The organism is Bacillus sp. CH_70, from assembly GCF_038007045.1.
GTDB classification, from domain to species: domain Bacteria; phylum Bacillota; class Bacilli; order Bacillales; family Bacillaceae_G; genus Bacillus_A; species Bacillus_A cereus.
Genome location: NZ_JBBOWL010000001.1, coordinates 1,536,886 through 1,554,317 on the forward strand (window position 1 = coordinate 1,536,886; position 17,432 = coordinate 1,554,317).

The window sequence follows — 17,432 nt, forward strand, 5'->3', positions numbered from 1 at the left end:
CCTATGTTTCGCACAATGATGAGAGCAAAGTTACATCGTGCAACTGTAACGGAGGCAAATTTAAATTATGTAGGTAGTATTACAATTGATGAAGATTTAATGGATGCAGTAAATATTGTAGAAAACGAAAAAGTCCAAATTGTAAATAATAATAATGGTGCTCGTTTAGAGACATACGTTATTAAAGGGGAACGCGGTAGTGGTGTTGTTTGTTTAAACGGTGCTGCGGCAAGGCTTGTACAACCAGGGGACAAAGTAATTATTATTTGTTATGGGCTAGTTACGGAAGAAGAGGTTCATAAACAAGAACCCAAAATTGCAGTACTAGACGATAATAATCAAATTATTGAAATGTTAGGTGCTGAAAAAGCGGGTACGATATTATAAGTAGAAAGGCTATCTCCATTGCGGAGATAGCTTTTTTGTGCATCTTTTCATTAAGATGAGATAAAACGTGGTATAGTAACATTATATAAATTATTGTTGTTTGAAAGGTAAGAAATTGAGGTGTTACATATATGAGTAAGCGTTATGTCGTTGTTGATTTAGAGACGACAGGGAACTCCTGGAAAGATGGGAAGGATAAAATTACCCAAATTGCAGCTGTTGTAGTAGAAGATGGAGAGATATTGGAGATTTTTTCGTCTTTTGTTAACCCAAAGAGAGAGATCCCACCATTTATTACAGAATTAACAGGGATTGATGAAAGTCTTGTAAAGCAAGCCCCGTTATTTCAAGATGTAGCCCCGATGATTGTTGAGCTATTACAAGGTGCGGCTTTCGTTGCGCATAATGTTCACTTTGATTGGAATTTTTTAAATGAAGAATTAAGACAGGCTGGATATACAGAAATACATTGTCCTAAAATCGACACGGTTGAATTGGCTCAAATTCTTTTGCCGACAGCTGATAGTTATAAATTACGTGATTTAGCTAAGAAGCATGAACTAGAACATGATCAACCACATCGTGCGGATAGTGATGCTCTTGCAACAGCGGAATTATTTTTACAATTTTTAAATGAAATTGAAAAGTTACCACTTGTCACGTTGCAATCGCTTTATGAATTAAGCGATGTGTTCCAAAGTGATATAGCTGATGTGCTTTCTGAAAATATTTTAAAGAAAGTAATGAATGGTAAAGAAGATATAGCGGAGTATGAAATACATCGAAATATTGCGCTGAAAAAGCGGAACTATTCCTTAAACCTTGGAGAAACGTGTTCATCAAAGTTTGATGCTTTCTTGAATAAAACGATGGATAAATTGGAATCACATATGCCAAAGTTTGAAAGAAGAGAAAGTCAACAACTGATGATGAAAGAGATATATACGGCGTTAAGAGATTCTCGTTTTTCACTAATTGAAGCCGGTACAGGAACAGGAAAGACTCTTGCATATTTGCTTCCTAGTCTTTATTTTGCAAAGAGAAAAGAAGAACCTGTCATTATAAGTACACAAACGGTACAACTCCAACAACAAATATTAGAAAAAGAAATACCGTTATTACAAAAAATAATGCCATTTTCATTTGAGGTAGCTCTTCTTAAAGGAAGAAAGCATTATCTTTGCTTACACAAATTTGAGTATGCTTTACAAGAGGAAGAGAAAAATTATGATATGGCACTTACGAAGGCGAAGATTTTAGTTTGGCTATTGCAGACTGAAACGGGTGATCAAGACGAATTAAATATTCCTGAGGGCGGAAAGTTACTTTGGAATCGTATTTGTAGTGATGCGTATAGTCCAGGCGGTATGCAAAGTAATTGGTTTAGTCGTTGTTTTTACCAGCGAGCGAAGAATAAAGCTTTATTTGCAGATATCGTTATCACAAATCATGCGTTATTATTTCAAGATTTTTCAAGTGAAGAACCGCTGTTTGCTTCATGCGAACATATTATTTTTGATGAAGCTCACCATATTGAAGAAGCTGCGAGTAGAACATTGGGTGAGCAGTTCTCTTGTATGTATTTTCAATTGGTTATATCTCGTCTTGGGACGCTAGAAACAGAAGATGTACTCTCCAAAGTATATAAAATGATGAAAAAATCAGAGCAAGCATCTCGTTCAACTTTCCGTATGATAAGTTATAGTTTGAAGGAACTTAAGTTTGATGCGGATGAACTCTTCCAAATGTTACGTACTTTTATATTTAAACAAACAAAGCAAGAACAAGGAACGAATAATATGCCGCTCATCTATAGGTATAACGCAGAACTAGAAAAAGGTAAGTTGTGGGATAGTATCGTTGAATTAACAAATCGTTTTATATATGAATTAAGAAGGGTAGTAACTGCTCTTGAGAAGCAAGTGGATATATTGCAAAGTAAGTTAGAATGGGAGATGCATGTTGTAACAGGTGAATTTATGCATTTAATTGAGTTGCTGAGAAAGATGGCAGAATCATTACAGTTACTCGTATTAGAAAAGAATTCGTATGTAACTTGGATGGAGACTGAAACGAAAGGGACGATTCATTCAACAGTTCTATATGCACAGCCTGTTCATATTGGTGAAAGATTTGCTGATGAATTTTTAACAGAAAAAAAGAGTGTTATTTTTACATCCGCAACACTAACAGTTAACGATACGTTTGATTATATAAAAGAGGAACTTGGTTTACATGATTTCGCTCCAAATACTTTAAAGGTTCCATCGCCATTTCGTTATGATGAACAAATGAAATTAATGGTTTCAACGGATGTACCTTTTATTAAGCAAGTAAGTAATGAGCGATATATTGAATCTGTATCGGAACATATTGCAAAGATAGCGAAAGCCACAAAGGGCAGAATGCTTGTTTTATTCACTTCGTATGAAATGTTAAAAGAAGCGTATGCGAATTTAAAAAATAATGATGAATTAGAGGGTTATTTATTACTCACACAAAGTGTGAATAATAGAAGTCGAAGCCGTTTAATTCGAAAGTTTCAAGAGTTCGACAAATCAATTTTATTAGGGACGAGCAGTTTCTGGGAAGGGATAGATATTCCAGGAGATGCCTTAAGTTGTCTTGTTATTGTCCGTCTACCATTTACGCCGCCTCATCAGCCGATGATGGAAGCGAAAGGTGAGTGGCTAAAAAATCAAGGTGAGGATGTATTCGCTAAATTAGCGCTGCCACAAGCAATATTACGTTTCAAACAAGGATTCGGCCGCTTAATTCGAACGAATACAGATACAGGAACGGTAGTAGTGTTAGATCGTCGTTTGACGAGTTCTTCCTATGGAAAACGATTTCTACAATCGATTCCTAACGTACCTCTTTATGAAGGACCATTAGAAGAATTATTAGTACAATTAGAAGAACCATCAAATGAATAAAAATGGAAGAAAAATACGCCTGAAGTATTTATAAACTTCAGGCGTAAAAAATGTGGGTAGGAGGAATTTTATTTTTCTTACTTCTTGTATACAAAATGTGTTGGTTTTCGACTTGAAACCTTTTTTTGCTGTACATGTCCTGCTATAATAGATGGGTGATGAAGCAGGGGTTGTAAAGAATGTACTCTTATTGTAACCGCATTGCGTTCTTCTATAATTAGAAATTTTTGTGTAACGGAGGAGTTTTTTCATGGAGAAGAAAATCGAAGTACTATCAACGACGCGTATTAAATATTCGTCTGATTTGTATAAAATTGTTGATAGTTTGAATCGTACGTTAAAAGAGCAGGACCTCATGTTCGGACTAGCATTAGACGAAAAAGATAAAGAAACAGCTGTATTTACGATTTACAGAACGTAGTGATACAATGAAAAAGTGGATCTTTGCAATCATTATTGTTATCGTTGCTAGCGGAATATATGGGGCGTATGTTTATAATAAAGCAATGGGGAAGAAAATTCCAAAAGAGTCGAAATTTGTAGAAATTGCTAAAGAAAAAGCAAAGCTTACAAAGGTGAAATCTGTTGATTATTACAACGGAAAATCTGCATATATAGTCGTGCAAGGTACAGATGAAAAGGGAGAACAACTTATCGTTTGGGTGCCGGAGAAAAAAGGGGATACTGTAGTAAGGAAAAAGAGCGAAGGTATTTCTGAAAAAGAGGCTATACAAAGAACATTAGAACAAGTCGGCAATGAAAGTAAGGAATCAAAAAGTAAGCCGAAAGAGATTATGAAAGTGAAATTAGGCTTTGAAAATGATGTACCACTATGGGAAGTTACATATATTGATGATGACAATCGTTATAGTTATTACTATCTTGAATTTAAAGATGGAAAATTTTTAAGACGATATAGCATTGAAAAATAGATGTAGGGGGAACTACAAATGAAATTAGCAAAGCGAGTAGCTGCTTTAACACCGTCTTCAACTTTAGAAATTACAGCAAAGGCACAAGCATTAAAAGCAGAGGGTCATGATGTAATTGGATTAGGGGCAGGGGAACCTGACTTTAATACACCAGAGCATATTATGGATGCTGCACATAAAGCGATGTTAGAAGGGCATACGAAGTATACACCAACAGGTGGACTACAATCGTTAAAACAAGAAATTGTGAAGAAATTTACTCGCGATCAAGGTATTGCGTATGATCCATCTGAAATTATTGTATGTAATGGCGCAAAGCATGCATTATATACATTATTCCAAGTATTACTTGATGAGGGAGATGAAGTTATCATTCCAACTCCTTACTGGGTAAGCTATCCAGAGCAAGTAAAGCTTGCTGGCGGTAAGCCGGTTTATGTAGAAGGTTTAGAAGACAATGAGTACAAAATTACAGCAAAGCAGCTGCGTGAGGCAATTACAGAGAAAACGAAAGCAGTTATTATTAATTCACCGAGCAACCCAACAGGAATGATTTATAGCAAAGAAGAATTACAACAGCTTGGAGAAGTATGTTTAGAACATGATATTTTAATCGTTTCTGATGAAATTTATGAAAAATTAATTTATGGTGGCGTAGAATATACTTCAATTGCCCAGCTTTCTAATGCATTAAAAGAACAAACACTTATTATTAATGGTGTATCTAAATCTCATTCTATGACAGGATGGCGTATTGGATATGCAGCAGGAAATAAGCAGCTTATTAAAGCGATGACGAACTTAGCGAGTCATAGTACGTCAAACCCTACTTCAATCGCTCAATACGGCGCAATTGCGGCATATGCAGGCTCACAAGAACCTGTGGAAACAATGCGTCAAGCCTTTGAAGAGAGATTAAACATCATTTATGATAAATTAATTCAAATCCCTGGCTTTACTTGTATTAAACCGCAAGGTGCATTTTACTTATTCCCTAACGTAAAAGAAGCTGTAGCTTTATCAGGATATGCAACAGTTGATGATTGGGCAAAGGCTCTATTAGAAGAGGAAAAAGTGGCTCTTGTACCAGGTACAGGATTTGGTGCTCCAAATAATGTTCGTTTATCATATGCGACATCTCTTGAACAAGTAGAGAAAGCATTAGAACGCATCCATACATTTATGAAAAGTAAAGTGCAAGCTTAATTTTATATTTCATTCATGTAATATAAAAAACCTCCCTATTGATGGGGAGGTTTTTTTGACGAATTGTGGCAAAAAGAAATAGCTAAAGGTGTGTTATACTAGAGAGCGAGGTGTTTGGTGATGAAAAAGAAAATGATGCTACAGTGGTTTGAGCAGGGAAGCATTGCAATTCCAAAATTGCTTATGATGCATTATAAAAAATTAGGTTTAAATGAGACGGAATTTATGGTTGTACTTCATGTACACACATTTTTAGAATCAGGTAATTCGTTTCCGACTCCTTCAGAGATTTCTGAACGGATGACGATAACGGAAATGAAATGTATGGAAGTAATTCAAGTGTTGATTCAAAAAGGTTTTTTATCACTAGAAGGTGGACAAAGATCAGAAGCGATGATGTGCGAAAGTTATTCTTTACAACCGTTATGGGAAAAAATATTACATTTCTTAATGGATGAATCAATAGAGGAAGAGCAAAAAGAAAAAAAACAGCTGCAAGTAAATTTATATACAGTATTTGAAAAAGAATTTGGAAGACCACTTTCGCCGTTCGAATGTGAAACGTTAGGAATGTGGGAGGACCAAGATCAACATCATCCAAATTTAATTCAAGCGGCTCTTAGAGAAGCTGTAATGAGTGGGAAACTAAATTTCCGATATATTGATCGTATTTTATTTGAGTGGAAAAAGAATGGAATTAAAACGGTAGATCAGGCTCAAAATCAAGGTCAAAAATTTAGAGCGAATCAACAAAGAGCACAACAAATGACAAAACAAGAGACGAAATTTACTGGAAAAGTGCCTTTTTATAATTGGTTGGAGCAGTAATATAGGAGGAGAAATATGCTTAACAAAACGCAAATCCGTTATTGTTTAGACACAATGGCGGATATGTATCCAGAAGCGCATTGTGAATTGGTTCATGATAATCCATTTGAACTTGTAATCGCGGTGGCGTTATCTGCACAATGTACAGATGTACTTGTAAATAAAGTGACAAGAAATTTATTTCAAAAATATAAAACACCAGAAGATTATTTAAGTGTTTCTCTAGAAGAATTACAACAAGATATACGCTCTATCGGATTGTATAGAAATAAAGCAAAAAACATTCAAAAATTATGCCGAATGTTATTAGATGACTATAATGGGGAGGTACCGAGCGATCGAGATGAACTTACGAAATTACCCGGTGTAGGAAGGAAAACAGCGAATGTTGTAGTTTCCGTAGCGTTTGGGATTCCTGCAATTGCTGTTGATACACATGTGGAGCGAGTGAGTAAACGATTAGCGATTTGTAGATGGAAAGATTCTGTGTTAGAAGTAGAAAAAACGTTAATGAAGAAAGTACCGATGGATGAGTGGGGGGTTACGCATCATCGTATGATTTTCTTTGGACGTTATCATTGTAAAGCACAACGACCGCAATGTGAGGAGTGCAGACTGTTAGAAGTATGTCGTGAAGGAAAGAAGCGAATGAAGGTGAAATAAGGGATGGAGCGAGTTATAGAAATACCGAAAGAATTTCACTGCTTACCATTTTTTAAAGAAAGCGTAAATTCAATTGAGTATCATACAGACGAGTCTTTTGAAGAAATAATACAAAATACTTACTTTATATTTGATATTGAAAGACAGTATGAGCCATGGAAGGAAATTGAAAACAGTATTCCAGCGATGTTGAATGTATGGAAAAATAAGCATGAAGACATTGCTATACTGTTTCGAAATAGAAATAAGCAAGAGGCTGAGGAGCCAATGATTCTTTTTGCAGCTCACTTGTTATCGGTTGTCTATTGGCTAAATGAGCAACCTGTTCATAGTTTGAATGAAATGCAAATAAATACGAATAAATTAAAAGTGCAACCTGTTAATTTTATGGAAAGATATTCATTCATAATAAAGAAACCGAGTAATTATCATTCTTATATTCAATTAGCGCAGTTGTATATCGAAATAGAAAAGCTATATGTAAAGAAAATGATAACAAAAAAGAAGTCCGCTTCTCGTTAAGAGAAACGGACTTCTTTTTTGTTTATTAGGACTCTGTTGTAATAACAGTACCGTCTGCGTGAGGTGTATCTCCTCCGGTATTTTGATGTTGCTGTTCTTGTTGTTTCTTAGCTTCTTCTTCAGCTTTTTTCTTGGCCTCTTCTTCAGCTTTCTTCTTAGCTTCTTCTTCAGCTTTTTTCTTAGCTTCTTCTTCAGCTTTTCTTCTAGCTTCCTCATCAGCTTTCTTTTGAGCTTCTTCTTGCTGTTTACGTTGTTGTTCTTGTTGCTGTTCTTGTTGTTTCTTAGCCTCTTCTTCAGCTTTTTTCTTAGCTTCGTCTTGTTTTACTTTATCTTCATTAGCCTTTTTCTGGGCTTCCTCATCAGCTTTTTTCTTAGCTTCTTCATCGGCCTTTTTCTTAGCCTCTTCTTCAGCTTTTTTCGCATCTGGAGTTCCGCCAGGCGCAGTGAAGGATGCACCAACTGCTGGGCTTGTGCCAGTGCCTTTTTTCGCTACTACAGAGAAGCTGTAAGTAACACCTGGTTTAATACCACCAAGAGTAGCTGTCGTACCACTTATTGATAGGCTACCACTTGAACCGTCAGTTGCTTTATAGCTGGCTGCGTATGCATCAACTTCTGCTGGTCCAGACCAGTTTAGTGTAACTGTGCTAGCGCCATCGAAAGTGACATTCAGACCACTAGGGGCATCTACTTTAATTTCTTTAATTGCATCTTTTTTCGCACCTTTTACGTATAGTTCTCCGTTTATTTCTTGAACAGAAGAAGGACGTTCAAAGCGTGATTTATCTGTAGCGAATTTGCTCATCATTACTTGGAACATTTGCTGTGCAATTTTAGTATAACGATCACTAATGTAGTTTTCTGGACCGTTCTTTACGTAACCCGTCCATACAGCCATCGTATATTGTGGTGTATATCCAGCGAACCAGCTATCCCTGTTTGCATCAGCTGGAATGCCGTATTTCTTTAAATCTTTTGCATCAAAGTTTTGCGTTCCAGTTTTACCTGCTACGTCAACACCTGAAACATATGCTGTTGGTCCTGTACCACCAGAACCAGGTTTTACTACGTCACGAAGAACGTCAGTTACCATGTAAGCTGTGTAGTCTTGCATAGCACGTTGTTCCTTCGGTTTAAAGCTTTTCTTTTTCCCGTCCGGGAAGATTACTTCTTTTACGAAATGAGGTTTATTATACACGCCGTTATTACCAAACGTTGCATATGCACCTGCTACTGCTAATGGAGAACTATCGTTACTACCAATTGCAGTAGATTCATGTACTCCATCTTCAAATGTCATGCCTAAACCTTCAGCAAACTCTTTTGATTTATTAAGCCCAACTGTTTGAGCTGTTTTTAAAGCCGGAATGTTTAATGACTTCTTCAATGCTTCACGAAGTGAAACGTCACCTTTAAAACTTCCTGTAGCATTTTTAATCTTTGTGCCATCAGAATAAGTATATTCAGAGTCATTTAATTGATGATAAGTAGACCACTGAAGATTCTCAATCGCTGGACCGTAGTCGAAAATAGGTTTCATTGTTGAACCAACTTGGCGTTTTAAATTAGTTGCCATATTATGACCTTTGAAAGTGGACTTATTTTCTTTACGTCCAGCACCAATTGCTCGAACTTCTCCAGATTGTGTATCCATAAATACGAATGACCCTTGGAATTGATCGTTTGGATACTTAATAAGATTTCCATCCATAATTTTTTCAGCGTAATCTTGAGCATCTTGATCAAGTGTTGTATGAATCGTTAAACCATCTGAACCGATATTTACATCAGGATATTCTTTTTCAACTTCTGTTACAACCGCATCTAAAAATGCTTGATACTTCATCTCAGTTACTTCTGAAGACGGTTGAAGGCCCTCTGTTACTGGGATCTTAACGGCGTTATTCATTTCTTCTTTTGTTATATAACCATGTCGATTCATTAATGACAATACGACATTACGACGATTTGTTGCTCGTTCAACATTTTCCTTTTTTGTTGGATCATAAATGTTTGGACCTTGGGGTAAACCAGCGAGCATAGCAGCTTCATGTAATTGCAAGTCTTTTAAATCTTTACCATAATATTTTTGCGCTGCTGTCGCAATACCATATGAACGGTTACCTAAATTAATCTTATTTAAGTACATTTCTAAAATCTCATGTTTAGAGTATTGTTGCTCTAATTTATAAGATAAGTACCATTCTTGTACTTTTCTCTTAGCGGTTTTATCCATCGTTAGAAAATAGTTCTTAACGACTTGCTGTGTAATCGTACTACCACCTTGGGAACCGAAACCACCAGTGACATTTTCCATAACTGCTTTTGTAGTTCGTTTAAAGTCAATTCCATTATGATCATAGAAACGCGAATCCTCAGTTGCAAGGAATGCATTTTCAACTACTTTTGGAATTTGATCATAAGTAACATGCGTTCGTTTTTCAGCACCGTATTCATAGAAGAAATTTCCGTTTTTATCAAGAAACTTTGTTGATAAAGGATTAACAAGTTTGGATTTATCTAATTTTGGAGCGTCCTTTACCATAACAAAGAAAGCGGAAACGCCGGCTACAAGACCAACGATACCAAGAAGTAGACAACCTATAAGGAATTTCTTGAAAAAGGAGCCTTTTTTCTTTGGTTTTTCTTCTTTATTTGTTTTTTTCTCTTGATTTTTTACATGATTTCGTTCTGTACGAGAACGATAATTATCTGACATTATACTTTCTCCTACCTTTCATTCTCTCCCCCAAAAGTCGAAAAAAGAGCCTTAGTGATGACTCTATCACGAAAAATAAACCGTGTCTAGTACACGGATATAGTCAATCCGAGGGTGATAACCGCATGATAATAAGGATCCATGCTCTTCTATTTCTTCTTTCGTAATCGACTTGCGTCCACCTGTATTTTGACGATTCCAAAATGCAATAATATGTTTTGCATCTAATAAATAAAATTCATCAAAAAGTGTAAATTTAATAATGACAAATGCAATTCCATTATGAGCAACCACTTGCTTCATATGTTCTATTTGATGAAGGTGGAAGTTTTGAAGTGGGAAACTAGTTTTATTTTTTGTTTCCTTTGCTTCAAAATCGATGTATTTCCCTTTGTATACACCGTTGTAATCTGTCGTAGAAGGTTGTTTAAAATACGCTTCTTTTACCACTGCAGCACTTCGAGCGGGGTAATCTACTTTTACAATTTGAAGAGGTGTAGGCTTTTTATGTACACATGCAATATTATGGGTTAAGTAATATTGATTTGTTTCATTCAATTCCTCTTCAAGGGACATACCTCTATTACTATAAGTATGTGTTTTTATAGGTGTTTTTTGAGGTTGTGAAGCTTGATTATACCTTTTTCCATTTGGGTAACGAATGGTCATAGTGTGTCCACTCCCAACTTGCTAAGAATTACTTACAAAGGTGATTATATCAAAAAATGAAAAAAGATGTGACCTTTTTGATGAAAGGTATGATGACTTATTTATGTTTACATGGAATGATTATATGAAAATTAAACAAAATCGAGAAAAAAAATTTTGTACAGAGAAAGAAAAAGCGATCATTCGCAATATTAAAAAGAAAACAGAAATAGCTAATGTGGACAATATTTCTCGGACACAATCTTATCAAGAATATTATTTAAGAAATAGTGAAATCAGGTGGGCCTTTTTAGCGAGTATGGTTTCGAGAAATGCGGGATGGAATATGACTGATTTAGAAGGGAGATATTATGCCACTGTATTACCTGAAACGGTAAAAAAACATTTATTTCTTCTGTACGAACAAGCTAATTGGATTATTTTCTTAGATGCATTTCCTCAGCTATTATTGTATGAGGAAAGTAAGAAGAGACGGGCACCTCTCTTTCATTTGTTGCAATATTTCAGCGTATCAATTTTTATGGAAAAAGAATGGTTACTTTTCTGGGAAAGAAGAGATATGAATAGGCTTATGACGGCGCTTATTATAAATGAACAAAATAAAATTCAAAAACCAGTCATTGAGAACACATATTTTAAAAAACATGTATTCCATACTGCACTTTTTAAAGTACAAGAAAGATTTCATATTAGTGCAGTTATCTTCCCAACAATTGAAGGGAGGATGTATGGATTTTCGGTTTATCAATTTGAAACGTTACAACAGCGTATAGAACTAGGAAAAAGATTAGCATGGTTATTGTTTCATCCAATTTATAATGGTTCGTTTTATAAGTTTGCATTGCAAACTACACATACTGGGTCTAGAGAAGATTATGAAGTTTACGCACAGGAAACTCGAAAGTCTTATACGCCAACACTTAGAGATATTTATCCTGTTATTTTACATGAAGAAATAAAAATGAGAGATTGGTTTTGTGCAAATATGAAAATGAATGTGCTATTTGTACTTGAAGAACCTAAAGAGGAAGTTAATATAACAGAATGGTATAGAAGAAAGAGAGAACAAATCTATAGGCTATCTATCGTAAATCGTTTTGCTAAAAGGATGGATGAGTTCATGATATAATAAAAAAGAAGTCCCGTCTTCCATTTTGAAGACGGGACTTCTTAATTTGAAACAATCCTGCTATGCGTGCTACAACTTTAATTTCAAAACGTAATGCTAGTAGGAGATTAAGGATGATTTGAAATCTACCTGTTCGTAATAAAGTCTCGCTTTATGTAGCAGGGAAGTTTGGACCATCTAGCTTTGGATTGCCAGTCTCAGGTTTATTTTGTTGTTTGTTTTGGTTTTTCTTTTTTTCATTTTTGTTCTTTGCCATTGTAATACACCTCCTTTTTGTATTGTTACCATTTCTATAAATGACATACGAAATGATTTCTTTGACGAATAACAACTAGTTTTGTCATGTGGGCAGGAGTGGTGAATCATTCGGCGAAATTACATGACAAAGGAAAAGCAAAGAAGGAGGCGTTTTGTATATGGCGATGGTTCAGAAGGAAGATGTAATGAAAAAAATGGATCAAATGTTAAGTTCTCTCGATTTGCTGGAAATGAATATAGGGATTAGAATGAATCATGCATTAAAGGATGCGAGTGAAAAAATATGCAATAAGATAGAAATAACAGAAATGCATATTGAACATATGGAAAATAAATTAGTGCATCACGAAGAAAAAGGGAATTGGGTAAAGACATTTCAAAACGTCGTAGTGAGTGCATAATAAGGTGGGAAAGAAATGAAGAATGAAGCATTAATACAGTCTTCAGAAAAACTCATGCAGTATAATAATGAAGCGAATGTAAAAAAAAGAGAACTGATTGAATACGATTTTTATAAGGATATGAAACCGTTTGTAGATATGGTAGATGAGGAATTAGAGAAGTGGAAAGAATTAGCTTATACGTGGATTAAAGAAGAAAAGCCAAAGTATATACATGTACAGCAAATTGATCAAGTATACGATAATTTACAAACGAATGTGTTACAATGCTTTGTAAATAAAGGTAAAGGTAAACGATTCTTTGAAACACACCAAGCCGTTTCGTATACTTTGCAAAATATAGTTGAGCAATGTAAATAACAAGAGGGAGAACCCTCTTGTTATTTTTATGCTTCTGTCATTGTTGTAGGTTTTGTTGCGCCGTTTATTTCTAATTCTTTTATTAATGTTCGATAATCTGATATGCATATTTTTCCTTCGAGATACCAATGTCTCGCAAAGTCTAATAATTCATTTGCATTCTCTGTGCAATACCCCTTTTTTTGAGAAAACGCTTGTTTTAAATCCCCTAATACCATGTTGATTCCTCCCCCATGAGAATCTTCTTCTTAATTATCATAGCATGGAAGGGTTTTCTTTTTAATTTTTTAAAAATTTAAACTTCCGACAAAAATAGACAGATACTCCATCACACATATTATTTTATAGGTACATATTATATATGTAGAAACTTATGTAAAGGAGGAGAGAATGCATGTTTCAACAATCTAACGTATATCAGCAAACGTATCCATATGCACAGCAAAATATGTACCAATATAATACGGATACATATTTACGGTATAATATGTATCCTTTCGAGCCTTATTATGGAAATCAAAATTATTATCAACCGTTTGAAGTGTCATTTATGAATCAAGCTCAACAACAGCAGCAACCTTATGTAAATCAGGCTCAACAACCACAACAGCAGCAACCTTATGTGAATCAAGCTCAACAATCACAAGCTCAGCAACCATACATGAATCAACAACAGCAGCAGCCTTATATGAATTCACAATATTATATGCCACCACAAGCGCCCTATGCTAATCAACAAGGGATGTTTTATCCACCAAAACAACCGTATCCGACACAGAGTAAACAAAAGCAACAACAGCCAAGTCAGTTTTCTAGTTTTGTTTCTCAATTTAAAACATCAGATGGTAACTATGATGTAAATAAAATGATGAACACAGCTGGCCAGATGATGAATGCGATGAATCAGGTGACAGGTATTGTAAAACAAGTTGGAGGCTTCTTTGGTAAGTAATGTTGAAGGGTTGTCTATGAAAGTATTGTATATGAAATAAAGGACTAGACAAATTTCCTTGTAATAAATGGGTATATATAACAAACGGCTTTCTCTCTTTTCTCATACTGTAAAGTGTAATCAGATTTTTTTAACGAGAGAGGAGAGAAAAAACTATGCATCATTGTCATCCTTGTTTTGGAGGGCATAAGCCTGTAGGACCTATTTGTACAACTGCTCCTGTCGTTCATCCGACGAAACAATGCGTAACACACTCTTTTTCAACAACGGTGGTGCCACACATTTTCCCAACACATACAACACATGTACATCATCAACAAATTAAAAACCAAAACTTCTTCCCACAAACAAATTCAAATGTAAATGTTGTGGACCCAATCGACCCAGGATTCGGCGGTGGATGTGGACCATGTGGCCATGGTCATCATCACCACGGGCATCAAATATCTCCATTTGGGCCAGGACCGAATGTATCACCGTTTGGACCAGGACCAAATGTATCACCGTTTTTACCAAACAATGTATCACCAGTAGGTCCAAATATCGGACCAAACGTTGGTGGAATATTTAAAAAGTAAATGATATGTTAGAACTAGCGAAATGCTAGTTCTTTTTTTGTAATTGGAGTGTTGATATGAAAGTTATTGCAGTAACAGGATATAAGCCATTTGAACTTGGAATATTTAAAAATGATCATCCAGGGGTGGAGTGTATAAAAAAGGCATTACACCGCAAATTAACCACTTTTGTAGAAGATGGTTTAGAGTGGGTTATAATAAGCGGCCAGTTAGGTGTAGAATTATGGGCTGCTGAAGTTGTTTTTGAAATTCAAGTAGAATATCCAGACTTAAAATTAGCGGTATTTACTCCGTTTTTAGAACAAGAAGAAAATTGGAAAGAAGATAATCGTGAATATTACGAATTTATTCTTTCTCAAGCAGACCATGTTGATAGTATCACGAAACGGAAGTATGAAAGCCCAGAACAATTTAAATTAAAAAATCAATTTTTTATTGAAAAAAGTGATGCGCTTTTAGCGGTATATGATGAAGAAAAACCAGGAAGTCCCAAATATATTGTAGAAGCAGCAAAGAAAAAAGGGGAAATAGAAAATTATCACAGTTATTTCATTCTTTTTTCTGATTTACAAGATATAATAGAAGAGGAACAGTGGAATAATGCAGAGTAATATGTAATATAGTACTCGTATATATGATTGACAAAAAGCATTGTTTCTGAAAAAATTTAGTTAATGAAAGTTTTGGTAAAAATTTGAGGTGAAGAAAATGATTTCGGATAAAATTAAATTAACAGCGAAAGATATTTTAGAAAAAGAATTTAAAACAGGTATGAGAGGTTATCAGCAAGAAGAAGTAGACAAGTTTCTTGATATGATCATTAAAGACTATGAAGCTTTCCACAAAGAGTTTGAGCAATTAAAGCAACAAAATGCTCGTTTAAAGCGTGAATTAGAGGAACAAAAACTAGCAGTAACGCAAGTTCCACAACAACCTGTACAAACACCAGTTGCACAACCGGTTTATAACAACACGAATACGGATATTTTAAAACGCTTATCTAACTTAGAAAAAGCTGTATTTGGAAGTAAGTTATACGAATGATGTAAGGTGGGAAAAGGTTTAAGCGTTTTACATAGAAAAAAACGTTGCAAAATCTTTTTGTTTCCACTATACTAATGGATGTCATAACGTTTGGGTAATCGCTGCAACGCCAACGTTGTAGAGGAAAGTCCATGCTCGCACGGCCTGAGATGGCTGTAGTGTTCGTGCCTAGCCAATTCATAAGCTAGGGTATTCTGGCTGTAAGGCTGGTTTAACGGCAGGGAAAAAACCTAAGTCCTTTCGGATACGGTTTGACTACCTTTAAAGTGCCACAGTGACGAAGTCCTTGAAGAAATGATAGGAGTGGAACGAGGTAAACCCCACGAGCGAGAAACCCAAATAATGGTAGGGGAATCTTTTCCAAGGAAATGAACGACGGGAAAGGACAGGTTTTATAACCTGTAGATAGATGATTGCCACCGGAGTACGAGGCGTGGGCCGTTTGTAGTACAAAGGAACAGAACATGGCTTACAGAACGTTATGAACCAACTATGAAATAACTCAGCTCTCCTTTGTTAGAGGAGGGCTTTTTATTTGTATGAAGTTATAAAGTATGAGTTAAAATGGTTAATAAGAAAATTTTTCGTAAAATGTAATGATTAATAGGACCAATTGCTATTAATTATTGTTTGAATATACATAAGAGGTGAATGCAAATGGGAAAAGTTACTTTAATTGCAACAGCGGCAATGGGTATTGAAGCGTTAGTTGCCCGAGAAGTTCGCGATCTTGGTTATGAATGTCAAGTAGAAAACAGCAAAGTAACATTTGAAGCAGATGAAAAGGCGATTTGTCGCACGAATTTATGGTTACGCACTGCGGACCGTGTAAAAATTAAAGTTGGCGAATTTAAAGCAACAACATTTGATGAGCTATTTGAAAAAACGAAAGCATTAAACTGGGGAGATTATATTCCAGAGAATGGCGAGTTCCCTGTTATCGGTAAATCTTTAAAATCTGAATTATTCAGTGTTTCGGATTGCCAACGTATCGTTAAAAAAGCTGTCGTTGAAAAATTAAAAACAACATATAAACGTACAACTTGGTTTGAAGAAGACGGTCCGTTATTCCGTATCGAGATTGCAATGCTCAAGGATATTGCAACATTAACAATTGATGCGAGTGGTGTTGGACTTCATAAACGTGGATACCGTATGGATCAAGGGGAAGCTCCGTTAAAAGAAACATTAGCTGCGTCTTTAATTAAATTAACAAACTGGAAGCCAGATCGTCCATTTGTTGATCCATTCTGTGGATCAGGTACAATTCCAATTGAAGCAGCATTAATTGGACAAAACATTGCACCAGGATTTAACCGTGGTTTCGCATCTGACGAGTGGGGCTGGGTAGGTAAACAAAACTGGCGTGAAGCTCGTCAAGAAGCTGAAGATTTAGCGAACTATGATCAACGATTACAAATCATTGGATCAGATATTGATCATCGTATGATTCGAGTTGCTCAAGATAACGCAGAAGAAGTGGGCTTAGGCGATTTAATTACATTTAAACAAATGCAAGTAAAAGATTTCACAACAAAAGAGGATTATGGCTACGTTGTAACGAATCCTCCATACGGAGAACGTTTAAGTGAAAAAGCACTCGTTGAACAACTGTATAAAGAAATGGGACAAGTATTCCGCCCGTTAGATACATGGTCAGCGTATGTATTAACAAGCTACGAAGCATTTGAGAAGTGTTACGGAAAAGATGCGTCGAAGAAGCGTAAACTGTTTAACGGATTTATCCGTACAGATTACTACCAATACTTCGGAAAACGTCCACCGCGTAATTCATAGTATAAAACTCCTCCAGCGCGCATATACTGGCTATTATGTAATGCGTAAAGG

General features: G+C 35.6%; 20 protein-coding genes and 1 other RNA gene. 17 read left to right on the plus strand and 4 right to left on the minus strand.

What is annotated here, in order from left to right; genetic code table 11:
- Positions 1-3: 3 nt before the first annotated feature.
- From panD to N2V79_RS07990, 8 genes are all read left to right on the plus strand, one after another.
- Positions 4-387: an aspartate 1-decarboxylase gene (gene panD / locus N2V79_RS07955; RefSeq protein ID WP_000490186.1), complete on the plus strand. Its 384-nt coding sequence runs from the start codon at positions 4-6 to the stop codon at positions 385-387.
- Positions 388-518: 131 nt separating this feature from the next.
- Positions 519-3,323, plus strand: coding sequence for an ATP-dependent DNA helicase DinG (dinG, locus tag N2V79_RS07960; RefSeq protein WP_000044967.1), 2,805 nt, complete (start codon positions 519-521; stop codon positions 3,321-3,323).
- Positions 3,324-3,573: 250 nt separating this feature from the next.
- Positions 3,574-3,744 (plus strand): YpmA family protein, encoded by a 171-nt coding sequence (locus tag N2V79_RS07965; protein ID WP_000412179.1) that lies wholly within the window; start codon positions 3,574-3,576, stop codon positions 3,742-3,744.
- A gap of 7 nt (positions 3,745-3,751) precedes the next feature.
- Positions 3,752-4,255, plus strand: coding sequence for a cell wall elongation regulator TseB-like domain-containing protein (locus N2V79_RS07970; RefSeq protein WP_000758740.1), 504 nt, complete (start codon positions 3,752-3,754; stop codon positions 4,253-4,255).
- Positions 4,256-4,273: 18 nt separating this feature from the next.
- On the plus strand, positions 4,274-5,461 hold the full coding sequence (gene aspB / locus N2V79_RS07975; protein WP_000761571.1) for an aspartate transaminase AspB: 1,188 nt from the start codon (positions 4,274-4,276) through the stop codon (positions 5,459-5,461).
- Between the two features lie 120 nt (positions 5,462-5,581).
- Complete coding sequence (gene dnaD / locus N2V79_RS07980) at positions 5,582-6,289, plus strand: DNA replication protein DnaD (protein WP_098867751.1); 708 nt, start codon at positions 5,582-5,584, stop codon at positions 6,287-6,289.
- 15 nt (positions 6,290-6,304) lie between these two features.
- Entirely contained in the window at positions 6,305-6,952 is a 648-nt protein-coding gene (gene nth / locus N2V79_RS07985) for an endonuclease III (protein WP_000933035.1), read from the plus strand.
- Positions 6,953-6,955: 3 nt separating this feature from the next.
- Complete coding sequence (locus tag N2V79_RS07990; protein ID WP_340719764.1) at positions 6,956-7,474, plus strand: YpoC family protein; 519 nt, start codon at positions 6,956-6,958, stop codon at positions 7,472-7,474.
- A gap of 25 nt (positions 7,475-7,499) precedes the next feature.
- Here N2V79_RS07990 and N2V79_RS07995 read toward each other — a convergent pair whose 3' ends face one another.
- Positions 7,500-10,193, minus strand: a complete 2,694-nt coding sequence (locus N2V79_RS07995; protein WP_098127128.1) for a PBP1A family penicillin-binding protein — start codon at positions 10,191-10,193, stop codon at positions 7,500-7,502.
- A gap of 66 nt (positions 10,194-10,259) precedes the next feature.
- Positions 10,260-10,862 (minus strand): Holliday junction resolvase RecU, encoded by a 603-nt coding sequence (recU, locus tag N2V79_RS08000; RefSeq protein WP_000155599.1) that lies wholly within the window; start codon positions 10,860-10,862, stop codon positions 10,260-10,262.
- A 103-nt stretch (positions 10,863-10,965) separates the two neighbouring features.
- Here recU and N2V79_RS08005 point away from each other — a divergent pair, with 103 nt between their 5' ends.
- Complete coding sequence (locus N2V79_RS08005; protein ID WP_340719765.1) at positions 10,966-11,991, plus strand: DUF2515 domain-containing protein; 1,026 nt, start codon at positions 10,966-10,968, stop codon at positions 11,989-11,991.
- 151 nt (positions 11,992-12,142) lie between these two features.
- On the opposite strand, the gene N2V79_RS08010 is transcribed toward N2V79_RS08005, so the two are convergent.
- A complete protein-coding gene (locus N2V79_RS08010) occupies positions 12,143-12,322 on the minus strand; it encodes a hypothetical protein (protein WP_001987054.1) in 180 nt (59 codons plus the stop codon).
- An 85-nt stretch (positions 12,323-12,407) separates the two neighbouring features.
- Between N2V79_RS08010 and N2V79_RS08015 the strand changes: the two genes are divergently transcribed.
- A complete protein-coding gene (locus tag N2V79_RS08015) occupies positions 12,408-12,650 on the plus strand; it encodes a hypothetical protein (protein ID WP_001252036.1) in 243 nt (80 codons plus the stop codon).
- Positions 12,651-12,665: 15 nt separating this feature from the next.
- The gene (locus tag N2V79_RS08020; RefSeq protein ID WP_000786937.1) at positions 12,666-13,010 is read left to right on the plus strand and encodes a YppE family protein; all 345 of its coding nucleotides are present in this window, start codon (positions 12,666-12,668) and stop codon (positions 13,008-13,010) included.
- A gap of 26 nt (positions 13,011-13,036) precedes the next feature.
- Here N2V79_RS08020 and N2V79_RS08025 read toward each other — a convergent pair whose 3' ends face one another.
- Positions 13,037-13,228, minus strand: a complete 192-nt coding sequence (locus tag N2V79_RS08025; protein ID WP_000242652.1) for a YppF family protein — start codon at positions 13,226-13,228, stop codon at positions 13,037-13,039.
- A gap of 176 nt (positions 13,229-13,404) precedes the next feature.
- On the opposite strand from N2V79_RS08025, the gene N2V79_RS08030 reads away from it, so the two are divergent.
- From N2V79_RS08030 to N2V79_RS08055, 6 genes are all read left to right on the plus strand, one after another.
- Complete coding sequence (locus N2V79_RS08030) at positions 13,405-13,962, plus strand: YppG family protein (RefSeq protein ID WP_000487718.1); 558 nt, start codon at positions 13,405-13,407, stop codon at positions 13,960-13,962.
- Between the two features lie 155 nt (positions 13,963-14,117).
- Positions 14,118-14,540, plus strand: a complete 423-nt coding sequence (locus N2V79_RS08035; RefSeq protein WP_000546292.1) for a CotD family spore coat protein — start codon at positions 14,118-14,120, stop codon at positions 14,538-14,540.
- A gap of 56 nt (positions 14,541-14,596) precedes the next feature.
- Positions 14,597-15,151, plus strand: a complete 555-nt coding sequence (locus N2V79_RS08040; RefSeq protein ID WP_000862916.1) for a DUF1273 domain-containing protein — start codon at positions 14,597-14,599, stop codon at positions 15,149-15,151.
- A gap of 97 nt (positions 15,152-15,248) precedes the next feature.
- Positions 15,249-15,584, plus strand: coding sequence for a cell division regulator GpsB (gpsB, locus tag N2V79_RS08045; protein ID WP_000622431.1), 336 nt, complete (start codon positions 15,249-15,251; stop codon positions 15,582-15,584).
- Positions 15,585-15,670: 86 nt separating this feature from the next.
- Positions 15,671-16,061: RNase P RNA component class B (rnpB, locus tag N2V79_RS08050), an RNA gene on the plus strand.
- A gap of 180 nt (positions 16,062-16,241) precedes the next feature.
- A complete protein-coding gene (locus tag N2V79_RS08055; RefSeq protein WP_000521224.1) occupies positions 16,242-17,381 on the plus strand; it encodes a THUMP domain-containing class I SAM-dependent RNA methyltransferase in 1,140 nt (379 codons plus the stop codon).
- The last annotated feature ends 51 nt before the right edge of the window (positions 17,382-17,432 follow it).

Excerpts from the sequence above, each read along its gene's own strand:
- panD (WP_000490186.1), top strand. The coding sequence starts at position 4 with ATGTTTCGCACAATGATGAGAGCAAAGTTACATCGTGCAACTGTAACG.
- dinG (WP_000044967.1), top strand. The coding sequence starts at position 519 with ATGAGTAAGCGTTATGTCGTTGTTGATTTAGAGACGACAGGGAACTCC.
- N2V79_RS07965 (WP_000412179.1), top strand. The coding sequence starts at position 3,574 with ATGGAGAAGAAAATCGAAGTACTATCAACGACGCGTATTAAATATTCG.
- N2V79_RS07970 (WP_000758740.1), top strand. The coding sequence starts at position 3,752 with ATGAAAAAGTGGATCTTTGCAATCATTATTGTTATCGTTGCTAGCGGA.
- aspB (WP_000761571.1), top strand. The coding sequence starts at position 4,274 with ATGAAATTAGCAAAGCGAGTAGCTGCTTTAACACCGTCTTCAACTTTA.
- dnaD (WP_098867751.1), top strand. The coding sequence starts at position 5,582 with ATGAAAAAGAAAATGATGCTACAGTGGTTTGAGCAGGGAAGCATTGCA.
- nth (WP_000933035.1), top strand. The coding sequence starts at position 6,305 with ATGCTTAACAAAACGCAAATCCGTTATTGTTTAGACACAATGGCGGAT.
- N2V79_RS07990 (WP_340719764.1), top strand. The coding sequence starts at position 6,956 with ATGGAGCGAGTTATAGAAATACCGAAAGAATTTCACTGCTTACCATTT.
- N2V79_RS07995 (WP_098127128.1), bottom strand. The coding sequence starts at position 10,193 with ATGTCAGATAATTATCGTTCTCGTACAGAACGAAATCATGTAAAAAAT.
- recU (WP_000155599.1), bottom strand. The coding sequence starts at position 10,862 with ATGACCATTCGTTACCCAAATGGAAAAAGGTATAATCAAGCTTCACAA.
- N2V79_RS08005 (WP_340719765.1), top strand. The coding sequence starts at position 10,966 with ATGTTTACATGGAATGATTATATGAAAATTAAACAAAATCGAGAAAAA.
- N2V79_RS08015 (WP_001252036.1), top strand. The coding sequence starts at position 12,408 with ATGGCGATGGTTCAGAAGGAAGATGTAATGAAAAAAATGGATCAAATG.
- N2V79_RS08020 (WP_000786937.1), top strand. The coding sequence starts at position 12,666 with ATGAAGAATGAAGCATTAATACAGTCTTCAGAAAAACTCATGCAGTAT.
- N2V79_RS08025 (WP_000242652.1), bottom strand. The coding sequence starts at position 13,228 with ATGGTATTAGGGGATTTAAAACAAGCGTTTTCTCAAAAAAAGGGGTAT.
- N2V79_RS08030 (WP_000487718.1), top strand. The coding sequence starts at position 13,405 with ATGTTTCAACAATCTAACGTATATCAGCAAACGTATCCATATGCACAG.
- N2V79_RS08035 (WP_000546292.1), top strand. The coding sequence starts at position 14,118 with ATGCATCATTGTCATCCTTGTTTTGGAGGGCATAAGCCTGTAGGACCT.
- N2V79_RS08040 (WP_000862916.1), top strand. The coding sequence starts at position 14,597 with ATGAAAGTTATTGCAGTAACAGGATATAAGCCATTTGAACTTGGAATA.
- gpsB (WP_000622431.1), top strand. The coding sequence starts at position 15,249 with ATGATTTCGGATAAAATTAAATTAACAGCGAAAGATATTTTAGAAAAA.
- N2V79_RS08055 (WP_000521224.1), top strand. The coding sequence starts at position 16,242 with ATGGGAAAAGTTACTTTAATTGCAACAGCGGCAATGGGTATTGAAGCG.